Origin of the sequence: Sphingobium cyanobacteriorum, assembly GCF_030580935.1 — a bacterium.
GTDB lineage: Bacteria > Pseudomonadota > Alphaproteobacteria > Sphingomonadales > Sphingomonadaceae > Sphingobium > Sphingobium cyanobacteriorum.
In genome coordinates this window covers 589,628-605,250 of sequence record NZ_JAUQOM010000001.1, presented here as the reverse complement: position 1 = coordinate 605,250, position 15,623 = coordinate 589,628, and the positions used below count along the sequence as shown (strand labels likewise).

Below are 15,623 nucleotides of genomic sequence, written 5' to 3'. Positions count from 1 at the left end.
ATAAGGGGGGTGGGGTGAACAATATGTCCCCCTTTTCCCGGATCGGCATCATCGGCGCGGGCCGGGTGGCGCGCGCCATGGCGCTGGCGCTAGGCCGCCATGCGGCCGCGCCGCCGCTGATCTGGGCGCGCGATCCCGCCCGCGCCCGCGCTGCTGCCGTGCCGGTGGGGGCGTCCGTCGCTGCGTCGCTGGCGGCGATCGCGGCCTGCGACCTGATCGTCATCGCCGTGTCGGACGACGCCATCGCGCCGGTCGTCGCCGCGCTCGCGCCCGCCATCGGCGATTCGCCGTTCATCTTCCATGTCAGCGGGCGCAGCGGCGCGGCGTTGCTGGCCCCCCTTGCCGCGTGGGGCGCCCGGACGGCAGCGATCCACCCCGCCATGACCTTTACCGGCGATCCGCGGGCCGAAATGGTCCGCATGGTGGATGCGCACTTCGCCGTCACGAGCGGGACGGCCATGGCACAGGCGCGACAGGTGGTGGCGTTGCTGGGCGGCGTCGCGGTGGAAATCGCGGAGGACCGCCGCACCCTCTATCATGCCGCGCTCTGCCATGCGGCCAACCATCTCGTCACCCTGATCGCCGGTTCCTGCGACGCGCTGGCGGCGGCGGGGGTGGCGCAGCCTCATGCGCTGGTCGCGCCCCTGGTTCGCGCCGCGCTGGACAACAGCCTGGAGGCAGGCTTCGCCGCCCTGTCCGGCCCGCTGCTGCGCGGCGACGCGGAAACGATCGCCGGTCATGTCGCCGCGATCGGAACAGGGCATGCCCCGTTGCTGCCCGCCTATCGCGCCATGGCGCAGGCAACGCTCGACATGCTGGCGGGCACGGGCCATCCCCCGTCCGATTCGATGCGACAGAATTTGGGTGAATGATGCCGGGACGCCCGGACCATTGGACTTTGCCCTGCTGTTTCCATGACGGCGTTGTTTCCATGACGAAACGCTGCCCCAGGCTGCAGGCCGGGCCATATCCGGGAAAGGGGTTGCAGGCGGGTCGCGCGGGCGGTTAGAGGCGATGGCATGACCTTCTCCCTCCCCGGTTTCGATCTTGACGCCTTCGTTGCTTCCACTCTGGCCGAAGATCTTGGTCCCGATGGTCGCGACGTTACCAGCGAGGCGGTGATACCGGCCGATGCGATCTTCGACGGGGTAATGGACAGCCGGGACGCGGTGACGCTGGCGGGACTGCCGATCGCCATCGCCTTCTTCCGCGCGCTCGACCCCGATGTGATAATCGACCTTTTGCATCAGGATGGGGACCAGGTGGCGGCCGGGACCGACATCATGCGCATCCGGGGCAGGGCGCGGGCCATGCTGACGGCGGAGCGGTCGGCGCTCAACACGGTCCAGCATCTGACAGGCATCGCGACGATGACCCGCGCCTATGTCGACGCGATCCTTGGCACCGGCGCGACCCTGCTCGATACGCGCAAGACGATTCCGGGCCTGCGCGTGCTGGAAAAATATGCCACCCGCATGGGCGGGGCGACCAATCATCGCATGGGGCTGTGGGATGCGGCGATGATCAAGGACAATCATGTCGCGGTTGCCGGATCGGTCGGGGAAGCGGTGCGCCGCGCCGTCGCGGCCGGCATCGAGCGCATCATCGTGGAGGTCGACCGGGTGGACCAGATCGAACCGGCGCTGGCCGCGGGCGCGACGCACCTGTTGCTCGACAATATGGACGCGGCGATGCTGCGCGAGGCTGTAAGATTGATCGGCGGGCGCGTGCCGACCGAATCATCGGGTGGAGTCACGCTCGACACGATCCGCGCCAAGGCGGAAACGGGCGTCACCTATATCAGCGTCGGCCGCCTGACCCAGTCTGCCCCTGCCGCCGACATCGGGCTGGATTTCGCTTATGCATAAAATGCTGCTGTCCCTGTTCGCCCTTGCCCTGATCGCGCTTGTCATGCCGGGCGTTGCCATGGCGCAGGCCGGCCAGTGCCGCCTGCCGGCGGTGATCGCCCGCCCCCATGTCGAAGGGCCAAGCGATAAAGAGCCAAAGCGTGTCCTGCCGATCGGCTATTACACGCTGGCGGTCAGTTGGACGCCGCAATATTGCAAGACATCGCGCGGCGGCGCGCGCGATGCGTTTCAGTGCCGGTCGGGCAACAGATTCGCCTTCACCCTGCATGGCCTCTGGCCCGATGGCCATGGCAAGGAATGGCCGCAATATTGCAGGCCCGCCGGACCCCTTCCGCGCAAGGTGATCCGCGATCATCTTTGCGCCACGCCTTCGGTGCAACTGATCCAGCATGAATGGGTCAAGCATGGCACCTGCATGCCGACCACCCCGGCGAAATTCTTCGCCCTGTCGCGCACACTCTATGCGGCCCTGCGCTATCCTGACATGGCGGCGCTCGCCGCACGGCCCAGCCTGTCGGCACGCGATTTTGCCGAAGCCTTCGCGGCGGAGAATGCGGGCATGGTCGCGGACGGCATCCGCCTGAACGTCACCCGCGACGGGGCATTGAGCGAAGTGTGGATCTGCATGGACCGCCAATATCGCTACATCGCCTGCCCGCCGCAGCAGGGCGGCGTCAGGGACCGGGCGCAATTGCGGATCGAACCGCTGCGCTGATCCTCAGCCGTCGATGATCACCGTCGAGGGATGGTGCCGGTCGAGATGCTTGCGGATGATGCGCAGATTCTTCGTGTTCGACTTGTAGAGAAAGTCGAAGATATCGCCGGCGAAGGGGATCGCGCCGACCAGCGTATCGACCCCGACATTGGCCGCCATGCGGGTGATCTGCCATTTCGACATGCCCAGATTGCGCGCTTCCCACACGATCCATGCGCCCATCGCGGCGGTGGCAAGGTCGCCGACCACCGGGACCAGGCCGACCAGACTGTCTAAGCCGACCCGGCGCTTCGTTCCGGGGATGACGAACAGCCCCTCCAGCATCGCCTCCATCGCCTCGATCCGGCGACGGACGGATGCGGGGTCGCGGCCGAAACCGGGCAAGTCCCGCGCGATGCGATCAAACTGGTCCTGCGAAATCGCCATCTGTCCAAACTCCTTGCCAACCCTAGTTGGTGCTGCGGAACAGATGGTTCAATGGGTGGCGTGCACGCGGGGAGGGGAGGAAGCCGGTCAGCCGTTTCGACACCAGCGACCAGCGCACCGGCGCGCCCAGCGCGATATAGCCGTTATGCGCGACCATCTGCGCTTCGGCATCGGCGATGCGGGCCATGCGTTCGTCCAGCGTCGGGGCCATGCTGGCGGCGTGGAGCTGGGCGTCGGCCTGGTCGCTGCAATGGATTTTGCGCGCGCAACCGACCCGGCCCAGATACCAGATCGCACTGTCATAGGCGGCGACCTCATCGATCAGGCGCAGGTCGGCGTCCGCGTTCATCGCCACACGCCGGGCGGACAGGCCGATCGCCGCCATGTCGCGCGCCAGCATCCCGAACAGCAGGGTGGCCCCCGGCCCGCGTGGCAGGGCGATGCGCAGCGGGGGTGGTGGGCCATGATCGGCGCGCCAGCGGGTGACGCTGGCCGCAGCCTGCGCGCGGCGATCGTCCAGCGACCATGTCGCCCATTTCGGCTGCGTCGGCGGCCGGCCCAGGTCCATCTGGTCGGGCACGATCCGGTCGCTGGTCGCCCAGCCGCCCAGTGGAAAGAGCGCGGGCAATTGACCGCGATCGATCGTCATGTTGATCGCGGCGCGGATGGCGTCATCATCCAGCAGCTTGCCCCGCCCCGTCACCGCCAGCCCCAGCAACCCCTGCACCGGGTCGATCCGCACCATGTCGCGATCGATCCCGGCGGGCACCAGCAGCGGCAGGTCGCTGAACCGCCCGCCCAGCATCAGCGCCGAATCCCGCTCGCGAAAGCGGATGATGGCCAGCGCCGCGCGTTCGGCGCGAATCACCCGGATCTGACCTGCGGCAACGGGCTGGTCCTCGCCATCCTCCTCGCCACTCACGCGATCGATCGGTGTCAGGACCAGGGTGCTGCCTTGCGTCCGGCGGCGATAGGGGCCGGTGCCGCCATCGCGTGACAGGATCGCCATCTGCGGCTGGGCCAGCATCTGCAACACATAGGGGCGCGGTGCGGCGAGCCTGATCTCGATCACCTCGCCAGTCATCGGTATCACCGCCTGCACCGCGTCCAGCGGCCCGTCAGGGTCGAGCCGGCGCAGCGATTCGATCCGCGCCATCAGCATCCGGGCGACATCGGGTGCGGTGACGCGCGACCCATTGGCCCAGAAGGCCCGGCGCAGGCGGAAAATATAGCTGCGCCCGTCATCCTCCACGATCCAGCGCTGGGCGAGCGCGGGCAATATGTCGCCGCCGGCATCAAAGGCGACCAGCCCCTGTGCGGTCGCCTCCAGGATCAGCTTGGCGCCCGGATCGGGCAGATTCTGGAGGGGTTTCGCGAAATCGTCGCGATCGCCCACTACGCTCACCACCACTGGTCCCCGTCCTTCGTCCGCACAGCCGCCGGGCAGCAGGGCAAGGCCCGCGATCAGGGCCAATCGGCGGCAGGCGCGGGGGAAGGGGGACGCGGCGAACATGCTGATCAAGGGCTTAGAGCATTTTGCGTCCGCGTGGAAACATCTGGCGGCGGGGAAGATGCGCAAAACAGCATTTGACCCGATTGCCGGTTCGCGGCCTTATGCGGCCCGCAACGACATGGGGTGACGACAGATGAAGAGGGTGATGGGGATGATGGCGGCGGCGCTGCTGCTGCTGGGCGCTGGACCGGCGATGGCGCAGGCCGATGGACAGGCCCAGGCCCAGGCGCTGGGCGAATGCATGGTGCTCAAATCCACCGGCGCCGACCGGCTGGTGGTGGCGCGCTGGTTCCTGACCTCGCTCGCCTCCGCCCCGCAGGCGACGGGCGTTGCGACGCTGACGCCGGGCAAGAAGGATGAATTCGACAAGGGCATGGCCGCCATCTTCACGCGGCTGATGGCGGTCGATTGCGCCGATCAGGCCCGCCCCCTGTTCAGGGCGAAGGACGAGGCCGGATTCCGCGTCGCGGGCGAAGCGCTCGGCCGGGTGGCGATGGAGGAGCTGCTCAACAACCCGCAGGCGAGGGCGGCGCTGAGCGCCTACACCCAATATCTGCGGCAGGAGGATTTCAAGGCCGTATTGCCCTGAGCCTGCACTGTCATAAAAATGAGAAATGATTGTCATGCAGGAGTCATGAAAATGACATAGCCGTCCGCCCCGTTCAGAGGGAGGCAGTGGGTGACGATATCGACAATCAAGCGGGCGATGGCGACGGTCAGCCTGATCGCGCTGACGCCGCAGGTCGCGCAGGCGCAGACCAGCGCCGATTTGCAGCGCCAGATCGACGCGCTCAAGGCGCAGGTTGAGGCGCTGACCGCCGCGCTCGCCGCCGGCAAGGGCGCGTCGTCCGCGCCGGTGGCGGCGAGCGGGACGCCCGCCCCATCGGTCGCGCTGGCCGCCGCGTCCGCGCCGCCGCCCGCGCCCGTCCCGGCAGCCACCACCGCGCCCAAGGGCAAGGCCTGGTATGAGAAGCTGTCGCTGCGCGGTTATACCCAGATGCGCTACAATGCCTTCCTGTCGGGGGACGACACCGCGCCCGCTGGCCAATCCCGCCTGCGGTCGGTGCATGACAGTTCGATCTCGGATCGCGGCAGCTTCTCGCTGCGCCGGGCGCGACTGGTGGTGCAGGGCGATATTTCCGATCGCGTGTCGCTCTACCTCCAGTCCGACTTCGCGACGGCGGTGAACAATCAGGCGGGCAGCGAACGGCGTGAGGGCTTTGCCCAGTTGCGCGACGCCTATGCCGATGTGTTCCTCGACAAGGCCAAGAGCCTGCGCCTGCGCTTCGGCCAGTCCAAGGTGAATTATGGCTGGGAGAATATGCAATCCTCGTCCAACCGGCTGACGCTCGACCGCAGCGACGCGATCAACAGCGCCGCGCCCAGCGAACGCGATCTGGGCATTGTGGCCTATTATACGCCGCCGTCGGTGCAGAAGATCTGGGACCGGCTGGGGCATGACGGGCAGAAGTTGTTCGGCAATTATGGCGCCTTTGGCCTGGGCGCCTTCAACGGGCAGGGCACCAACCGGACCGAGCAGAATCGCGGGCTGATGAAGGTCGCCTTCGCGACCTGGCCGTTCGCACTGGACGGGCTGGGCGATGCTTTCGAAGGGCAGGTGTTAGAAGTCGGCGGGTCGGCGATGCTGAACAAGGTGCAGCCCGAATTGCGCAGCGGTGCGGTCAGCGCGATCGCCTATGACGATAATCGCGCCGGCCTGCACGCCATCCTCTACCCTCAGCCCTTTGGCATCCAGGCCGAATGGAATTGGGGCAAGGGACCGGAATATGACCGGGACAGCCTCTCCATCCAGACCAGGAAGCTGCAAGGCGGCTATGTCCAGATGATGTATCGCCTGCCCACGGGATCGGCAGGCGCGCTGATGCCCTATGGCCGCTGGCAGCATTATCACGGGGGGTGGAAGGCCGGGACCAACGCGCCCCGTCTGGAAACCGACGAGTTCGAACTGGGCCTGGAATGGCAGCCATGGAAGGCGCTGGAAGTCACGCTCGCCTATGCCCGGATGAAGCGGGCCGAAGCCGACGAGCGTCGCACCGGCCGCGCCGAAGGCGACCTCATTCGTACCCAGGTGCAGTGGAACTATTGAGCGGGGCCATATCGTCCCCACATGAAAAGGGCGGCACCGCAAGGTGTCGCCCTTTTTCGTCCGGCCGGAACCGGATCGGTGGCCCCGCAGCTTGTGGCCGCGGGGCGTGTCCGATTACTTCAGCTCGACGGTCGCGCCAGCTTCTTCAAGCTGCTTCTTGACCTTCTCGGCCTCGTCCTTGTTCACGCCTTCCTTGACGGCCTTGGGCGCGGATTCGACCAGCGTCTTGGCTTCGGTGAGGCCCAGGCCCGTGATGGCGCGGACTTCCTTGATGACGTTGATCTTCTTGCCGCCGTCGCCGGTCAGGATGACGTCGAATTCGGTCTGCTCTTCGGCAGCCGGGGCAGCGGCGGCGGCAGCCGGGCCGGCAACGGCGACGGCGGCGGCGGCGCTGACGCCCCACTTTTCTTCCAGAGCCTTCGACAGCTCGGCGGCTTCGAGGACGGTGAGGGCCGAAAGCTGATCGACCAGAGCGTTGATGTCTGCCATTTGTCTAGTTCCTTATGTGGGGCCAAGCGCCCCGTCAGATGAGGGTCAAAAAATCGGTGAAGGGACGGCTCAAGCCGCTTCCTTCTCCGCATAGGCGTTGAAGACACGCGCGAGCTGCGCGGCCGGCGCCTGGGTGACGGTTGCGAGCTTGGTAGCGGGCGCGACGATGAGGCCGACCAGCTTTGCACGCAGTTCATCCAGCGACGGCATCGATGCGAGCGCCTTGACGCCCTCCGCATCGAGCAGCACTTCGCCCATTGCGCCGCCAACGATCTCAAGCTTGTCGTTGGTCTTGGCGAAATCGATCGCAACCTTGGCGGCGGCGACCGGGTCGACCGAGGTGGCAAGGCCAACCGGGCCGCTCAGCAGGGTGCTGAGGCCGGTGTAGCTGGTGCCATCCAGGGCGATACGGGCGAGGCGGTTCTTCGTAACCTTGTACGAGGCACCGGCTTCGCGCATCTTCTGGCGCAGGACGGTCGACTGGGCGACGGTCATGCCAAGGTTGCGGGTCACGACGACCACGCCAACTTCTGCCAGCTCTGCGTTCAGCGCGGAAACGACCTCAGCTTTCTGATTACGATCCATGCCATTACTCCACTTCATGTTCGCTTCGCTTGACAGCCAAGCGAACGGCTAAAACCCACGCCTGACGGCATGGGGCACTAGGTCCGAAGGGGAGAGATCGACTGGCCCGCATCCACAGAAGGAACAGGCAGACCCGAACCGGGCGTGATCGCCCGTCCGGCAAAGAACTTTTCCCCGTCTAGGCTGGACATTAAGAGGGGCATATTCCCCTCACCAACTGTCTCGGACGGTGAACCCCGAAGGGTCCGCTGGACGCGCCCATACAGGGATGGGGCGCGCATGTCACGCAAAATCCGCTTTGCCCGTGGCCCTTGCCGGCCCATGGTGACGCCCTGGCCTGCGCCGTGGTGACGGCGGTGGAGCCGTTCGCGCGATAGGCTGGCCGATCCCGAATGATGGAATGGCGCAAAGGAACAGGGAGATCGGCATTGGACTTATGGGGCTTTGTACTGGCCGTCCTGCTCATCGAAATAACGCCTGGTCCGAACATGGCGTGGATGGCCGGCCTGGCGGCGGCCGAGGGGCGCCGTTGCGGCATGGCGGCCGTATGGGGGGTGGCTCTGGGTCTGCTGGCCAACGCCCTGCTGGCTGCGCTGGGCTTGTCGCTGCTGTTGCAACGGGCGCCGGGCCTGCTCAACGGGTTGCGCTATGCGGGCGCGGCCATGATGATCTGGCTGGCGATCGATGCGTGGCGCGGGGCGTCGCGGGCCAGTCCGTCCATGCCGGCACATGACGGGATCGGGCGCGCATTCATCACCGGCGCGCTCATCAACCTGTTCAATCCCAAAGCCTATATCTTCTTCATGGTGGTCGCGCCGCAGTTCATGAACGGGGCGGCATTGGGGGTGAGGGCGGCGGTGATCCTGTCCCTGATCAGCGTGTCCATCGCCACGGCGATCCACATCATCATCGTCCTGGCCGGCAGCGGGCTGCACCAATGGCTGGCCAGCCCGGAACGCACCCGGATCGTCCGGCGGCTCTTCGCGATCGTCATGCTGCTGGTGGCGGCGTCCTTTGTGATGGCGGGTCAGGCATAGGGCGGCTGCACCCGCGCTGATGCCCGCGAACCAGCCTGACGCTCCCCGATCCAATATCCGTGCGCTTGCCTGCATGGGGGCGCAGGCTTCCCTCGCATTTATATGGCTATATGTGTGGATGAGTGGGTGGCGGAGCGGCAGGGATTCGAACCCTGGATACGCTTTTGACGTATACTCACTTTCCAGGCGAGCGCCTTCGACCACTCGGCCACCGCTCCGCATTGCGCTGGAGGCGGCTCCCTATCGCGCGTTGTACGGCTAGGCAAGGGGCATTGACGCAAGGCTTTACATTATCCCGTGCGCGCTGTCTGGTTGCGGCATGACCCTTCGCCACCGCGCCATGCTGCTCGCCGCCCTGATCGCAACACCCGTTTTCGCCGCCGATCCGCCGGCCGCCACGCCATCGGCCGCCACCCCATCGGCCGTCGTCGCGCAGGCGCCCGCGGCCGCCTGGCGCGCCATCCCCGCCGAAGAGCTGCTGGTGATGACGATCGAGGGTGGCAAGCGTGTCGTGATCCAGCTCGCGCCCGCCTTCGCGCCGCGCCATGTCGGCAATATCCAGGCGCTGGCCAGGGCGCAGTGGTGGGACGGCACCAGCATCAACCGGGTGCAGGACAATTATGTCGTGCAATGGGGCGATGTGACCGAGAAAAAGCCGTTGCCGCCCGGCCTTTCCCCCACCAGTCCCGCCGATTATGCCGTCCCGCTGGCCAATCGTCGCCTTGCCGTCACGCCCTTGCCCCATGCCGATGCCTATGCGCCCGCGACCGGCTTCGTCGCCGGCTGGCCGGTGGCGATGGACGGGGCGGCGGCCTGGCTGCCGCATTGCTACGGCTTTGTGGGGGTGGGACGCAGCATGTCGCCTGATGCCGGCACGGGGGCGGAACTCTATGCCGTCATCGGCCACGCCCCGCGCCAGCTAGACCGCAATATCGCGGTGGTCGGCCGGGTGATCGATGGCATGGCGCATCTGTCGAGCCTGCCGCGCGGCACCGGCGAACTGGGCTTCTACACGGCGCAAGAACATAAGGCGCCGGTCCTGTCGGTCCGCCTGGCCAGTGCTTTGCCGGAGGCGGAGCGGCCGCGTTTCGAGATGATGGACACCGCTTCGCCCAGCTTTGCCGCCTATCTGCGCCTGCGCGCCAACCGGCGGGATGATTTCTATGATCGCCCCGCCGGCGGCGTCGACCTGTGCAATGCGCCGGTTCCGGTCAGGGCGACGCCCTCAGGCCCCTGAGCCGATAGCCCTGCCAGTCGCGGATACGGCGGATGGCAAAGCTGGTGCGGATCGCCGACACGCCGGGCAGGCGGGCCAGGCAGTCGCGATGGATGGCGTCGAACCCTTTAAGGTCCGCCGCCGCCACGCGCAGCAGATAGTCGGCCTGTCCCGCCATCAGGTGACATTCCAGTATTTCGGGAAAGTCGGCGACCGCCGCCTCGAACCGATCCATCGTCTCGCGGCTCTGGCTGGTCAGCGACATTTCGACAAAGGCTTGCAGCGTCAGGCCCAGCGCTTCGGGATCGAGCCGGGCGGCATAGCCCGCAATCAGCCCCGCATCCTCCAGCGCCTTGATCCGCCGGTGACAGGCGGAGGCGGACAGGCCGATGCGATCGCCCAGTTCCGCCATGGATCGGCGCGAATCGGCCTGCAACGCCTCCAGTAACGCGATATCAAACCGATCCATGCAATGAAATCCCGATAAATGTTGAAAATTCGGGATAGCATTGCATATCCATGGCGCAAACAGGAAAAATCAGGGACCATCCACTGGCCGATCCGCGCTATCCTGCGGTCATGAGGATGCGCAGTGGGGCGCTGCCTGTTTTCCGGAGAATCATGATGATCGTCGGCACCGTCAAGGAAATCAAGAATCACGAATATCGCGTCGGCCTGACGCCTGAAAGCGTGCATGAACTGGCCGCGCACGGCCATCGCGTGCTGGTGGAAACCGGCGCGGGCGAGGGGATCGGCGCTGGCGACGACCTGTATGTGAAGGCTGGCGCGGAAATCGTCGCCACCGCCGCCGAGATTTTCGCCACCGCCGAAATGGTCGTGAAGGTGAAGGAACCGCAGCCTGTCGAGCGCGCGATGCTGCGCCCCGGCCAGATCCTCTACACCTATCTGCACCTGGCCCCCGATCCCGACCAGACCCGCGATCTGATCGCGTCGGGCGCGACCTGCATCGCCTATGAAACCGTGACCGATGCGAGCGGTGGCCTGCCGCTGCTCAAGCCGATGAGCCAGGTCGCGGGCCGCATGGCGATCCAGGCCGGCGCGACCGCGCTGGAAAAGGCGCATGGCGGCCGCGGCGTGCTGCTGGGCGGCGTGCCGGGCGTGCTGCCGGCCAAGGTCGCGGTGATCGGCGGCGGCGTCGTCGGCTTCAACGCGGCGCAGATGGCGGCGGGCCTCGGCGCGGACGTGACCATCCTCGACCGCAGCCCCGAAGTGCTGGAAAAGCTGGGCATGTATTTCGAAGCGCGGGCCAAGACCCGCTTTTCGAACAAGGCCAACCTGGCCGAATGCGTCGCTGATGCGGACCTCGTCATCGGCGCGGTGCTGATCCCCGGCGCGGCCGCGCCCAAGCTGGTGACGGCCGACATGCTCAAGACCATGAAGAAGGGCGCGGTGCTGGTCGACGTTGCGATCGACCAGGGCGGCTGCTTTGAAACCAGCCATGCCACCACCCATGCCGACCCGACCTATGTGGTGGATGGCGTCGTCCATTATTGCGTCGCCAACATGCCGGGCGCGGTTGCGCGCACCAGCACCTATGCGCTCAACAATGTGACCTTGCCCCATGCCCTGCGCATCGCCGAACTGGGCTGGAAGGAAGCGCTCCGCCGCGATCCGCACCTGCGCGCCGGCCTCAACGTCTGGGACGGCAAAGTGACCTATCAGGCGGTCGCGGAAGATCTGGGCCTGCCCTACACCCCGGCGGAAGAAGCCGTCGCCTGACGCGCTTTTCGTCTTTTTATTGAATGCCTTATATGCGGCGCCGGCTCCCCTGGGAGTCGGCGCCGCACGGCTTTCCGCGGGCTGTCGCCGCGCTTATGTCGTGCCATCGCATGACAGATTGGGCGGGGGGCTTGCGGGTTCGCCGACCTGCTTCGTCTAGGGGGGCAGGGGGACATGATCACATGCCCCTCCTGCAGCATGATTCCGCCGAAGAGAGGCATGGTCCAACGTCATGGTCGATTACCCCACATTCGCCGCCTTGATCCGCCGAGGCGATCGCACCAACATGCCCGCTTTTCATCCTGGCCAGGGAGGGGCGTGCTGATGTCCGGGGATGTCATGACCTGGCTTGTGCCGCTCGTCGCGATGCTCGGTGCGGGCCTGCTCGCCGGGTTTGCCGCCGGCATCTTCGGCATCGGCGGCGGCTTTGTCGTCGTGCCCGCCCTGCTGGTCGTCCTGCCGCTGCTGGGCGGCACGCATGACGCTATCGCGCATGTCGCGATCGGCACGTCGGCCGCGACCATCATTGTGACCTCCATCCGCTCGCTGCTGGCCCATGCCAAGCGCGGCGCGGTGGAATTTGAAGTGCTCAAGGCATGGGCGCCGTGGATCGTGCTGGGGTGCGGTGCGGGCGTGCTGCTGGCCAGCCATGTCGATGGCACCACGCTCAAGATGATCTTTGGCGGTGGCGTCATGCTCATGTCGCTCAACTTCCTGCTGCCCAAAGTCAGCGGCAAGGTGGTGAGTGAAAACATGCCATCGGGATTGCTGCGGGTCGGCATCGCCGGCGGCCTTGGCACATTTTCATCGCTGCTCGGCATTGGCGGCGGCACGATCGCGATCATGGTGATGACGCTGTGCGGTCGCACCATTCACCGCGCCATCGCGACGGCGTCGGGCATCGGCACGCTGATCGCCATCCCCACCACCATCGGCTTTGCCATCATCGGCCTCAAGGAAGGCGGCCTGCCCTGGGGGTCGCTGGGCTATATCAACATTCCCGCGACGCTGGCGATCGCGTCGATGTCGATGTTGACCGCGCCGCTGGGCGTCGCCGCCGCGCACAGCCTGCCGGCCGGCCCGCTCAAGAAGATTTTCGGCGTCTATCTCCTCATCATCGGCACCCTGATGCTGCGTGCCGGCCTGAAAGTCTGAACGCAATGCCCCGCGCCTTTCCAAAGGCCGCCGGCGACCGGCCTGGACAGTCTCGACTCTGGCAGGCCCGGCTCTAACAGCCTTTGTCACTGGCGGCCTTTCGCTTTATGGATAAAGCGGGGGAACCATGGGGCAGTCCGATCCGATTTCCATATTGCTGGTGGAGGATGACGCCGCCGCGCGCGCCAATATCGCCGCCATCCTGACCGGCGCGGGCATGGCCGTGGAACAGGCCGCCGATGGTGCGGCCGGCCTCAACCGGGCGGGCGGGGGCAATCATGATGTCATCATCCTCGACCGGATGCTGCCCCACCTGTCCGGCATCGACATAGTGACGCGGCTGCGCGTCGCGGGCGTGGGCGCGCCGGTGCTGATGCTGTCCGCGCTCGGCCGCAGCGAACATCGGGTCGAAGGGCTGGAAAGCGGCGTCGACGACTATCTGGCCAAGCCGTTCGAACCGGACGAACTGGTCGCCCGCGTGCGCGCGCTGTGGCGCCGGGCCAGCCGCCGCTCCAGCCATGATCCTGTCCTGCTGTTCGGTGATCTGGAATGCCATGTGAAGGCCCGCACCGCCTTCAGGCAGGGCAGGCACCTGCCGCTCTCCCCCAAGGAATTCGAACTTTTCCGCTACCTGATGGACCATGCGGGTGAAGTGGTGACGCGCGAAATGCTGCTGCGCCATGTCTGGAAACTCAGCTTCGATCCGCAGACCAATGTGGTCGATGTCAATGTCGGCCGCCTGCGCCGCAAGCTGGAGGAAGGCTTTGCCGGCCCGGTGCTGGAAACCGTCTGGGGCACCGGCTATCGCCTGATCGCATCGGGGGGCGATGGTGCATAGGCCCGACCTGTTCCGGTCGGTGTTCGGCCGGGTCACGCTGTCGGCGCTGCTGGTCAGCCTGCTCTCCACCCTCGCCCTGTTTCTGGTGGTGCAGAAAATCGTCCATGATGATGGCCGGGCGATGCTGGCGCGGGAAGTCGACACCGATCTGGCCGGCCTTGCCGACATTTATGTCAGCAGCGGGGAGGGCGACCTCAAGGACCGGATCGCCGATCGCCTGTCCGTCGACCGTGAGGATGGGGAACGTAGCTGGTATCTGCTCGCGGATGCCGATGGCCGCCCGATCGCCGGCAATCTGCCCCGCTGGCCCGCCATCGCGCCCGAAGTGTCCGAATCCCGCTTCGTCCGCCTGCCCGATGGCGACACCATGTTCGCCCGCGCCACCCAGTTGGGATCGGGCGCCCAACTGCTGGTGGGACGCAGCAATTATCGCGGCCAGGCGCTCATCGCCCGGCTGGTGATGGCCTTTGCCGTCGCGGGCGCGGGCATTGCCTTGTTCAGCCTGGCCGCCGGCCATTTCGCCGCCCGCCGGCTGCGCGCGCGGGTGGGGGTGGTGAACGCCACCTTCGACGCGGTGCGCGCCGGCCATATCACCGCGCGCGCGCCGGGCGCTGCGGGGCATGACGAACTGGCCGAACTGGCCGCCAACACCAATGCGATGCTGGATCAGGTCGAACGGCTGATCGAAGCGCAGCGCACCGTGTCGGATCAGACCGCGCATGAAATCCGCACCCCGCTGATGCATCTCGACACCCGCATCCTGCGCGCGATGGAAAGCACCGCCGACGCCGAATTGCTGCGCACGCTCGACCAGTCGCGCGCCGAAATCCGCAATGTCGTGCGGCTGCTCGATTCGCTGCTCGACATTGCAGGCACGCAGGCGATGCGCGGCGATTTGCGGGGACTGGCCGATGTCGACCTGACCGATATCGCGGAAAGCCTGGCCGACCTCTATGGCGCGAGCGCGGAGGAACTGGGCATCGGCTTTCATGCCCGGATCACGCCGGGCATCCGTTTCCGCGCCGACGCGATGCAGATGACGCGGCTGATGTCCAACCTGCTCGACAATGCCTTCAAATATGTGCCGAGCGGCGGTTCGGTCCTGCTCGCGCTCACGCCCGGCCCGCATGTCATTGTGCAGGATGACGGCCCCGGCATCCCCCCTGCCGACCGGGAACGCATCTTTGAACGCTACGTCCGGCTTGACGGCGCGCGGGGCGGGGGGCATGGCCTTGGCCTCTCGCTCGCCAGGGCGATTGCGGAGCGGCATGCCCTGTCGCTCCATGTGGAGGACGCCGCGCCCGGCGCGCGTTTCGTCGTCCAGCCGGAGGATCGCGATGATTAGGCTGCTAATGTCGGGATTGCTGCTTGCCGCCTCGCCGGCTGCCGGCCTGCTGCCGGACGATCCGGTCCTGCGGACATTGGTGGAGGGCGAAGCTGCCGAGGCCGGGGGCGATCATGCCATGCTGCTCGACAGCGCGCAGGTTCTGAAAGCGCTGGGCGCCAGTCCGGCCGAAGGGCAGGAGGATCTCGCCGCACGCTGGACGCATGCCGCCAACGCGGCGGGCATCACCCGATCCGCGCTTGGCTTTCGCGGCCGCGCGCTGGGTCCGGCCTATCGGCGCGGCTCCCTGGATGCGGGGGGCAGCGTGACGATGCGCCAGATTTTCTTCGCTGGCCAGCGCGCCCAGATATTGGTTGCGCCCCGCGGCAACAGCGCGAAACTCTCGATCCGGGTGCAAAATGCAGATGGCGGCACGCTTTGCGCCAAGCCGGTCGGCGGCCCGCAGGCCGATTGCGCCTGGCTGCCGCTCTTTACCGACCGCTATGACATCGTGATCGAAAATGGCGGCACGACCACGGCCGCCTTCTACCTGATCGTGCGCTGAACATGAGTTGAAACTCGGAATGTTCAGGATGCACGCATTGTGGTC

General features: G+C 66.6%; 18 protein-coding genes and 1 tRNA gene. 13 read left to right on the top strand and 6 right to left on the bottom strand.

What is annotated here, in order from left to right; all coding sequences use genetic code 11:
- Positions 1-23: 23 nt before the first annotated feature.
- The 3 genes from Q4610_RS02940 to Q4610_RS02930 all read left to right on the top strand — a co-directional run bounded on the left by Q4610_RS02940 (position 24) and on the right by Q4610_RS02930 (position 2,583).
- Positions 24-872, top strand: a complete 849-nt coding sequence (locus Q4610_RS02940; RefSeq protein ID WP_304534857.1) for a Rossmann-like and DUF2520 domain-containing protein — start codon at positions 24-26, stop codon at positions 870-872.
- A 147-nt stretch (positions 873-1,019) separates the two neighbouring features.
- Positions 1,020-1,868, top strand: a complete 849-nt coding sequence (gene nadC / locus Q4610_RS02935) for a carboxylating nicotinate-nucleotide diphosphorylase (RefSeq protein ID WP_304534504.1) — start codon at positions 1,020-1,022, stop codon at positions 1,866-1,868.
- 1 nt (position 1,869) lies between these two features.
- A complete protein-coding gene (locus Q4610_RS02930; protein WP_304534856.1) occupies positions 1,870-2,583 on the top strand; it encodes a ribonuclease T2 family protein in 714 nt (237 codons plus the stop codon).
- Positions 2,584-2,586: 3 nt separating this feature from the next.
- On the opposite strand, the gene Q4610_RS02925 is transcribed toward Q4610_RS02930, so the two are convergent.
- Together Q4610_RS02925 and Q4610_RS02920 are read right to left on the bottom strand one after the other, a co-directional pair.
- On the bottom strand, positions 2,587-3,009 hold the full coding sequence (locus Q4610_RS02925; protein WP_304534503.1) for a DUF4112 domain-containing protein: 423 nt from the start codon (positions 3,007-3,009) through the stop codon (positions 2,587-2,589).
- 22 nt (positions 3,010-3,031) lie between these two features.
- A complete protein-coding gene (locus Q4610_RS02920) occupies positions 3,032-4,522 on the bottom strand; it encodes an ABC transporter substrate-binding protein (RefSeq protein WP_304534855.1) in 1,491 nt (496 codons plus the stop codon).
- Here Q4610_RS02920 and Q4610_RS02915 point away from each other — a divergent pair.
- From Q4610_RS02915 to Q4610_RS02905, 3 genes are all read left to right on the top strand, one after another.
- Complete coding sequence (locus Q4610_RS02915; protein ID WP_304534502.1) at positions 4,521-4,649, top strand: hypothetical protein; 129 nt, start codon at positions 4,521-4,523, stop codon at positions 4,647-4,649. The two genes, Q4610_RS02920 and Q4610_RS02915, sit on opposite strands and share 2 nt — an antisense overlap.
- 6 nt (positions 4,650-4,655) lie before the next feature.
- The gene (locus Q4610_RS02910) at positions 4,656-5,111 is read left to right on the top strand and encodes a hypothetical protein (RefSeq protein WP_304534501.1); all 456 of its coding nucleotides are present in this window, start codon (positions 4,656-4,658) and stop codon (positions 5,109-5,111) included.
- 117 nt (positions 5,112-5,228) lie between these two features.
- A complete protein-coding gene (locus tag Q4610_RS02905) occupies positions 5,229-6,629 on the top strand; it encodes a porin (RefSeq protein ID WP_304534854.1) in 1,401 nt (466 codons plus the stop codon).
- Between the two features lie 114 nt (positions 6,630-6,743).
- Here the strand turns inward: Q4610_RS02905 and rplL are convergent, their stop codons facing one another.
- Together rplL and rplJ are read right to left on the bottom strand one after the other, a co-directional pair.
- Positions 6,744-7,118, bottom strand: coding sequence for a 50S ribosomal protein L7/L12 (gene rplL / locus Q4610_RS02900; protein ID WP_304534500.1), 375 nt, complete (start codon positions 7,116-7,118; stop codon positions 6,744-6,746).
- Between the two features lie 69 nt (positions 7,119-7,187).
- On the bottom strand, positions 7,188-7,703 hold the full coding sequence (gene rplJ / locus Q4610_RS02895; protein ID WP_304534499.1) for a 50S ribosomal protein L10: 516 nt from the start codon (positions 7,701-7,703) through the stop codon (positions 7,188-7,190).
- Between the two features lie 392 nt (positions 7,704-8,095).
- Here rplJ and Q4610_RS02890 point away from each other — a divergent pair, with 392 nt between their 5' ends.
- Complete coding sequence (locus Q4610_RS02890; RefSeq protein WP_336622852.1) at positions 8,096-8,740, top strand: LysE family translocator; 645 nt, start codon at positions 8,096-8,098, stop codon at positions 8,738-8,740.
- A 127-nt stretch (positions 8,741-8,867) separates the two neighbouring features.
- Here Q4610_RS02890 and Q4610_RS02885 read toward each other — a convergent pair.
- Positions 8,868-8,958: transfer RNA gene (locus Q4610_RS02885), tRNA-Ser, on the bottom strand.
- Between the two features lie 101 nt (positions 8,959-9,059).
- Between Q4610_RS02885 and Q4610_RS02880 the strand changes: the two genes are divergently transcribed.
- The gene (locus Q4610_RS02880; protein WP_304534498.1) at positions 9,060-9,977 is read left to right on the top strand and encodes a peptidylprolyl isomerase; all 918 of its coding nucleotides are present in this window, start codon (positions 9,060-9,062) and stop codon (positions 9,975-9,977) included.
- On the opposite strand, the gene Q4610_RS02875 is transcribed toward Q4610_RS02880, so the two are convergent.
- Positions 9,952-10,425, bottom strand: a complete 474-nt coding sequence (locus Q4610_RS02875; protein WP_304534497.1) for an Lrp/AsnC family transcriptional regulator — start codon at positions 10,423-10,425, stop codon at positions 9,952-9,954. The two genes, Q4610_RS02880 and Q4610_RS02875, sit on opposite strands and share 26 nt — an antisense overlap.
- A 155-nt stretch (positions 10,426-10,580) precedes the next feature.
- On the opposite strand from Q4610_RS02875, the gene ald reads away from it, so the two are divergent.
- From ald to Q4610_RS02850, 5 genes are all read left to right on the top strand, one after another.
- Positions 10,581-11,696 (top strand): alanine dehydrogenase, encoded by a 1,116-nt coding sequence (gene ald / locus Q4610_RS02870; RefSeq protein WP_304534852.1) that lies wholly within the window; start codon positions 10,581-10,583, stop codon positions 11,694-11,696.
- A 324-nt stretch (positions 11,697-12,020) separates the two neighbouring features.
- Entirely contained in the window at positions 12,021-12,851 is an 831-nt protein-coding gene (locus tag Q4610_RS02865; protein ID WP_304534496.1) for a sulfite exporter TauE/SafE family protein, read from the top strand.
- Positions 12,852-12,978: 127 nt separating this feature from the next.
- Positions 12,979-13,689 carry a response regulator transcription factor gene (locus Q4610_RS02860; RefSeq protein WP_304534495.1) on the top strand — a complete coding sequence of 237 codons (711 nt, stop codon included), beginning with the start codon at positions 12,979-12,981 and terminating at the stop codon, positions 13,687-13,689.
- Positions 13,679-15,034 (top strand): sensor histidine kinase, encoded by a 1,356-nt coding sequence (locus Q4610_RS02855; protein WP_304534494.1) that lies wholly within the window; start codon positions 13,679-13,681, stop codon positions 15,032-15,034. Before Q4610_RS02860 ends, Q4610_RS02855 begins: the two co-directional genes overlap by 11 nt.
- Positions 15,027-15,578, top strand: coding sequence for a hypothetical protein (locus Q4610_RS02850; RefSeq protein WP_304534493.1), 552 nt, complete (start codon positions 15,027-15,029; stop codon positions 15,576-15,578). Before Q4610_RS02855 ends, Q4610_RS02850 begins: the two co-directional genes overlap by 8 nt.
- Positions 15,579-15,623: the final 45 nt, after the last annotated feature.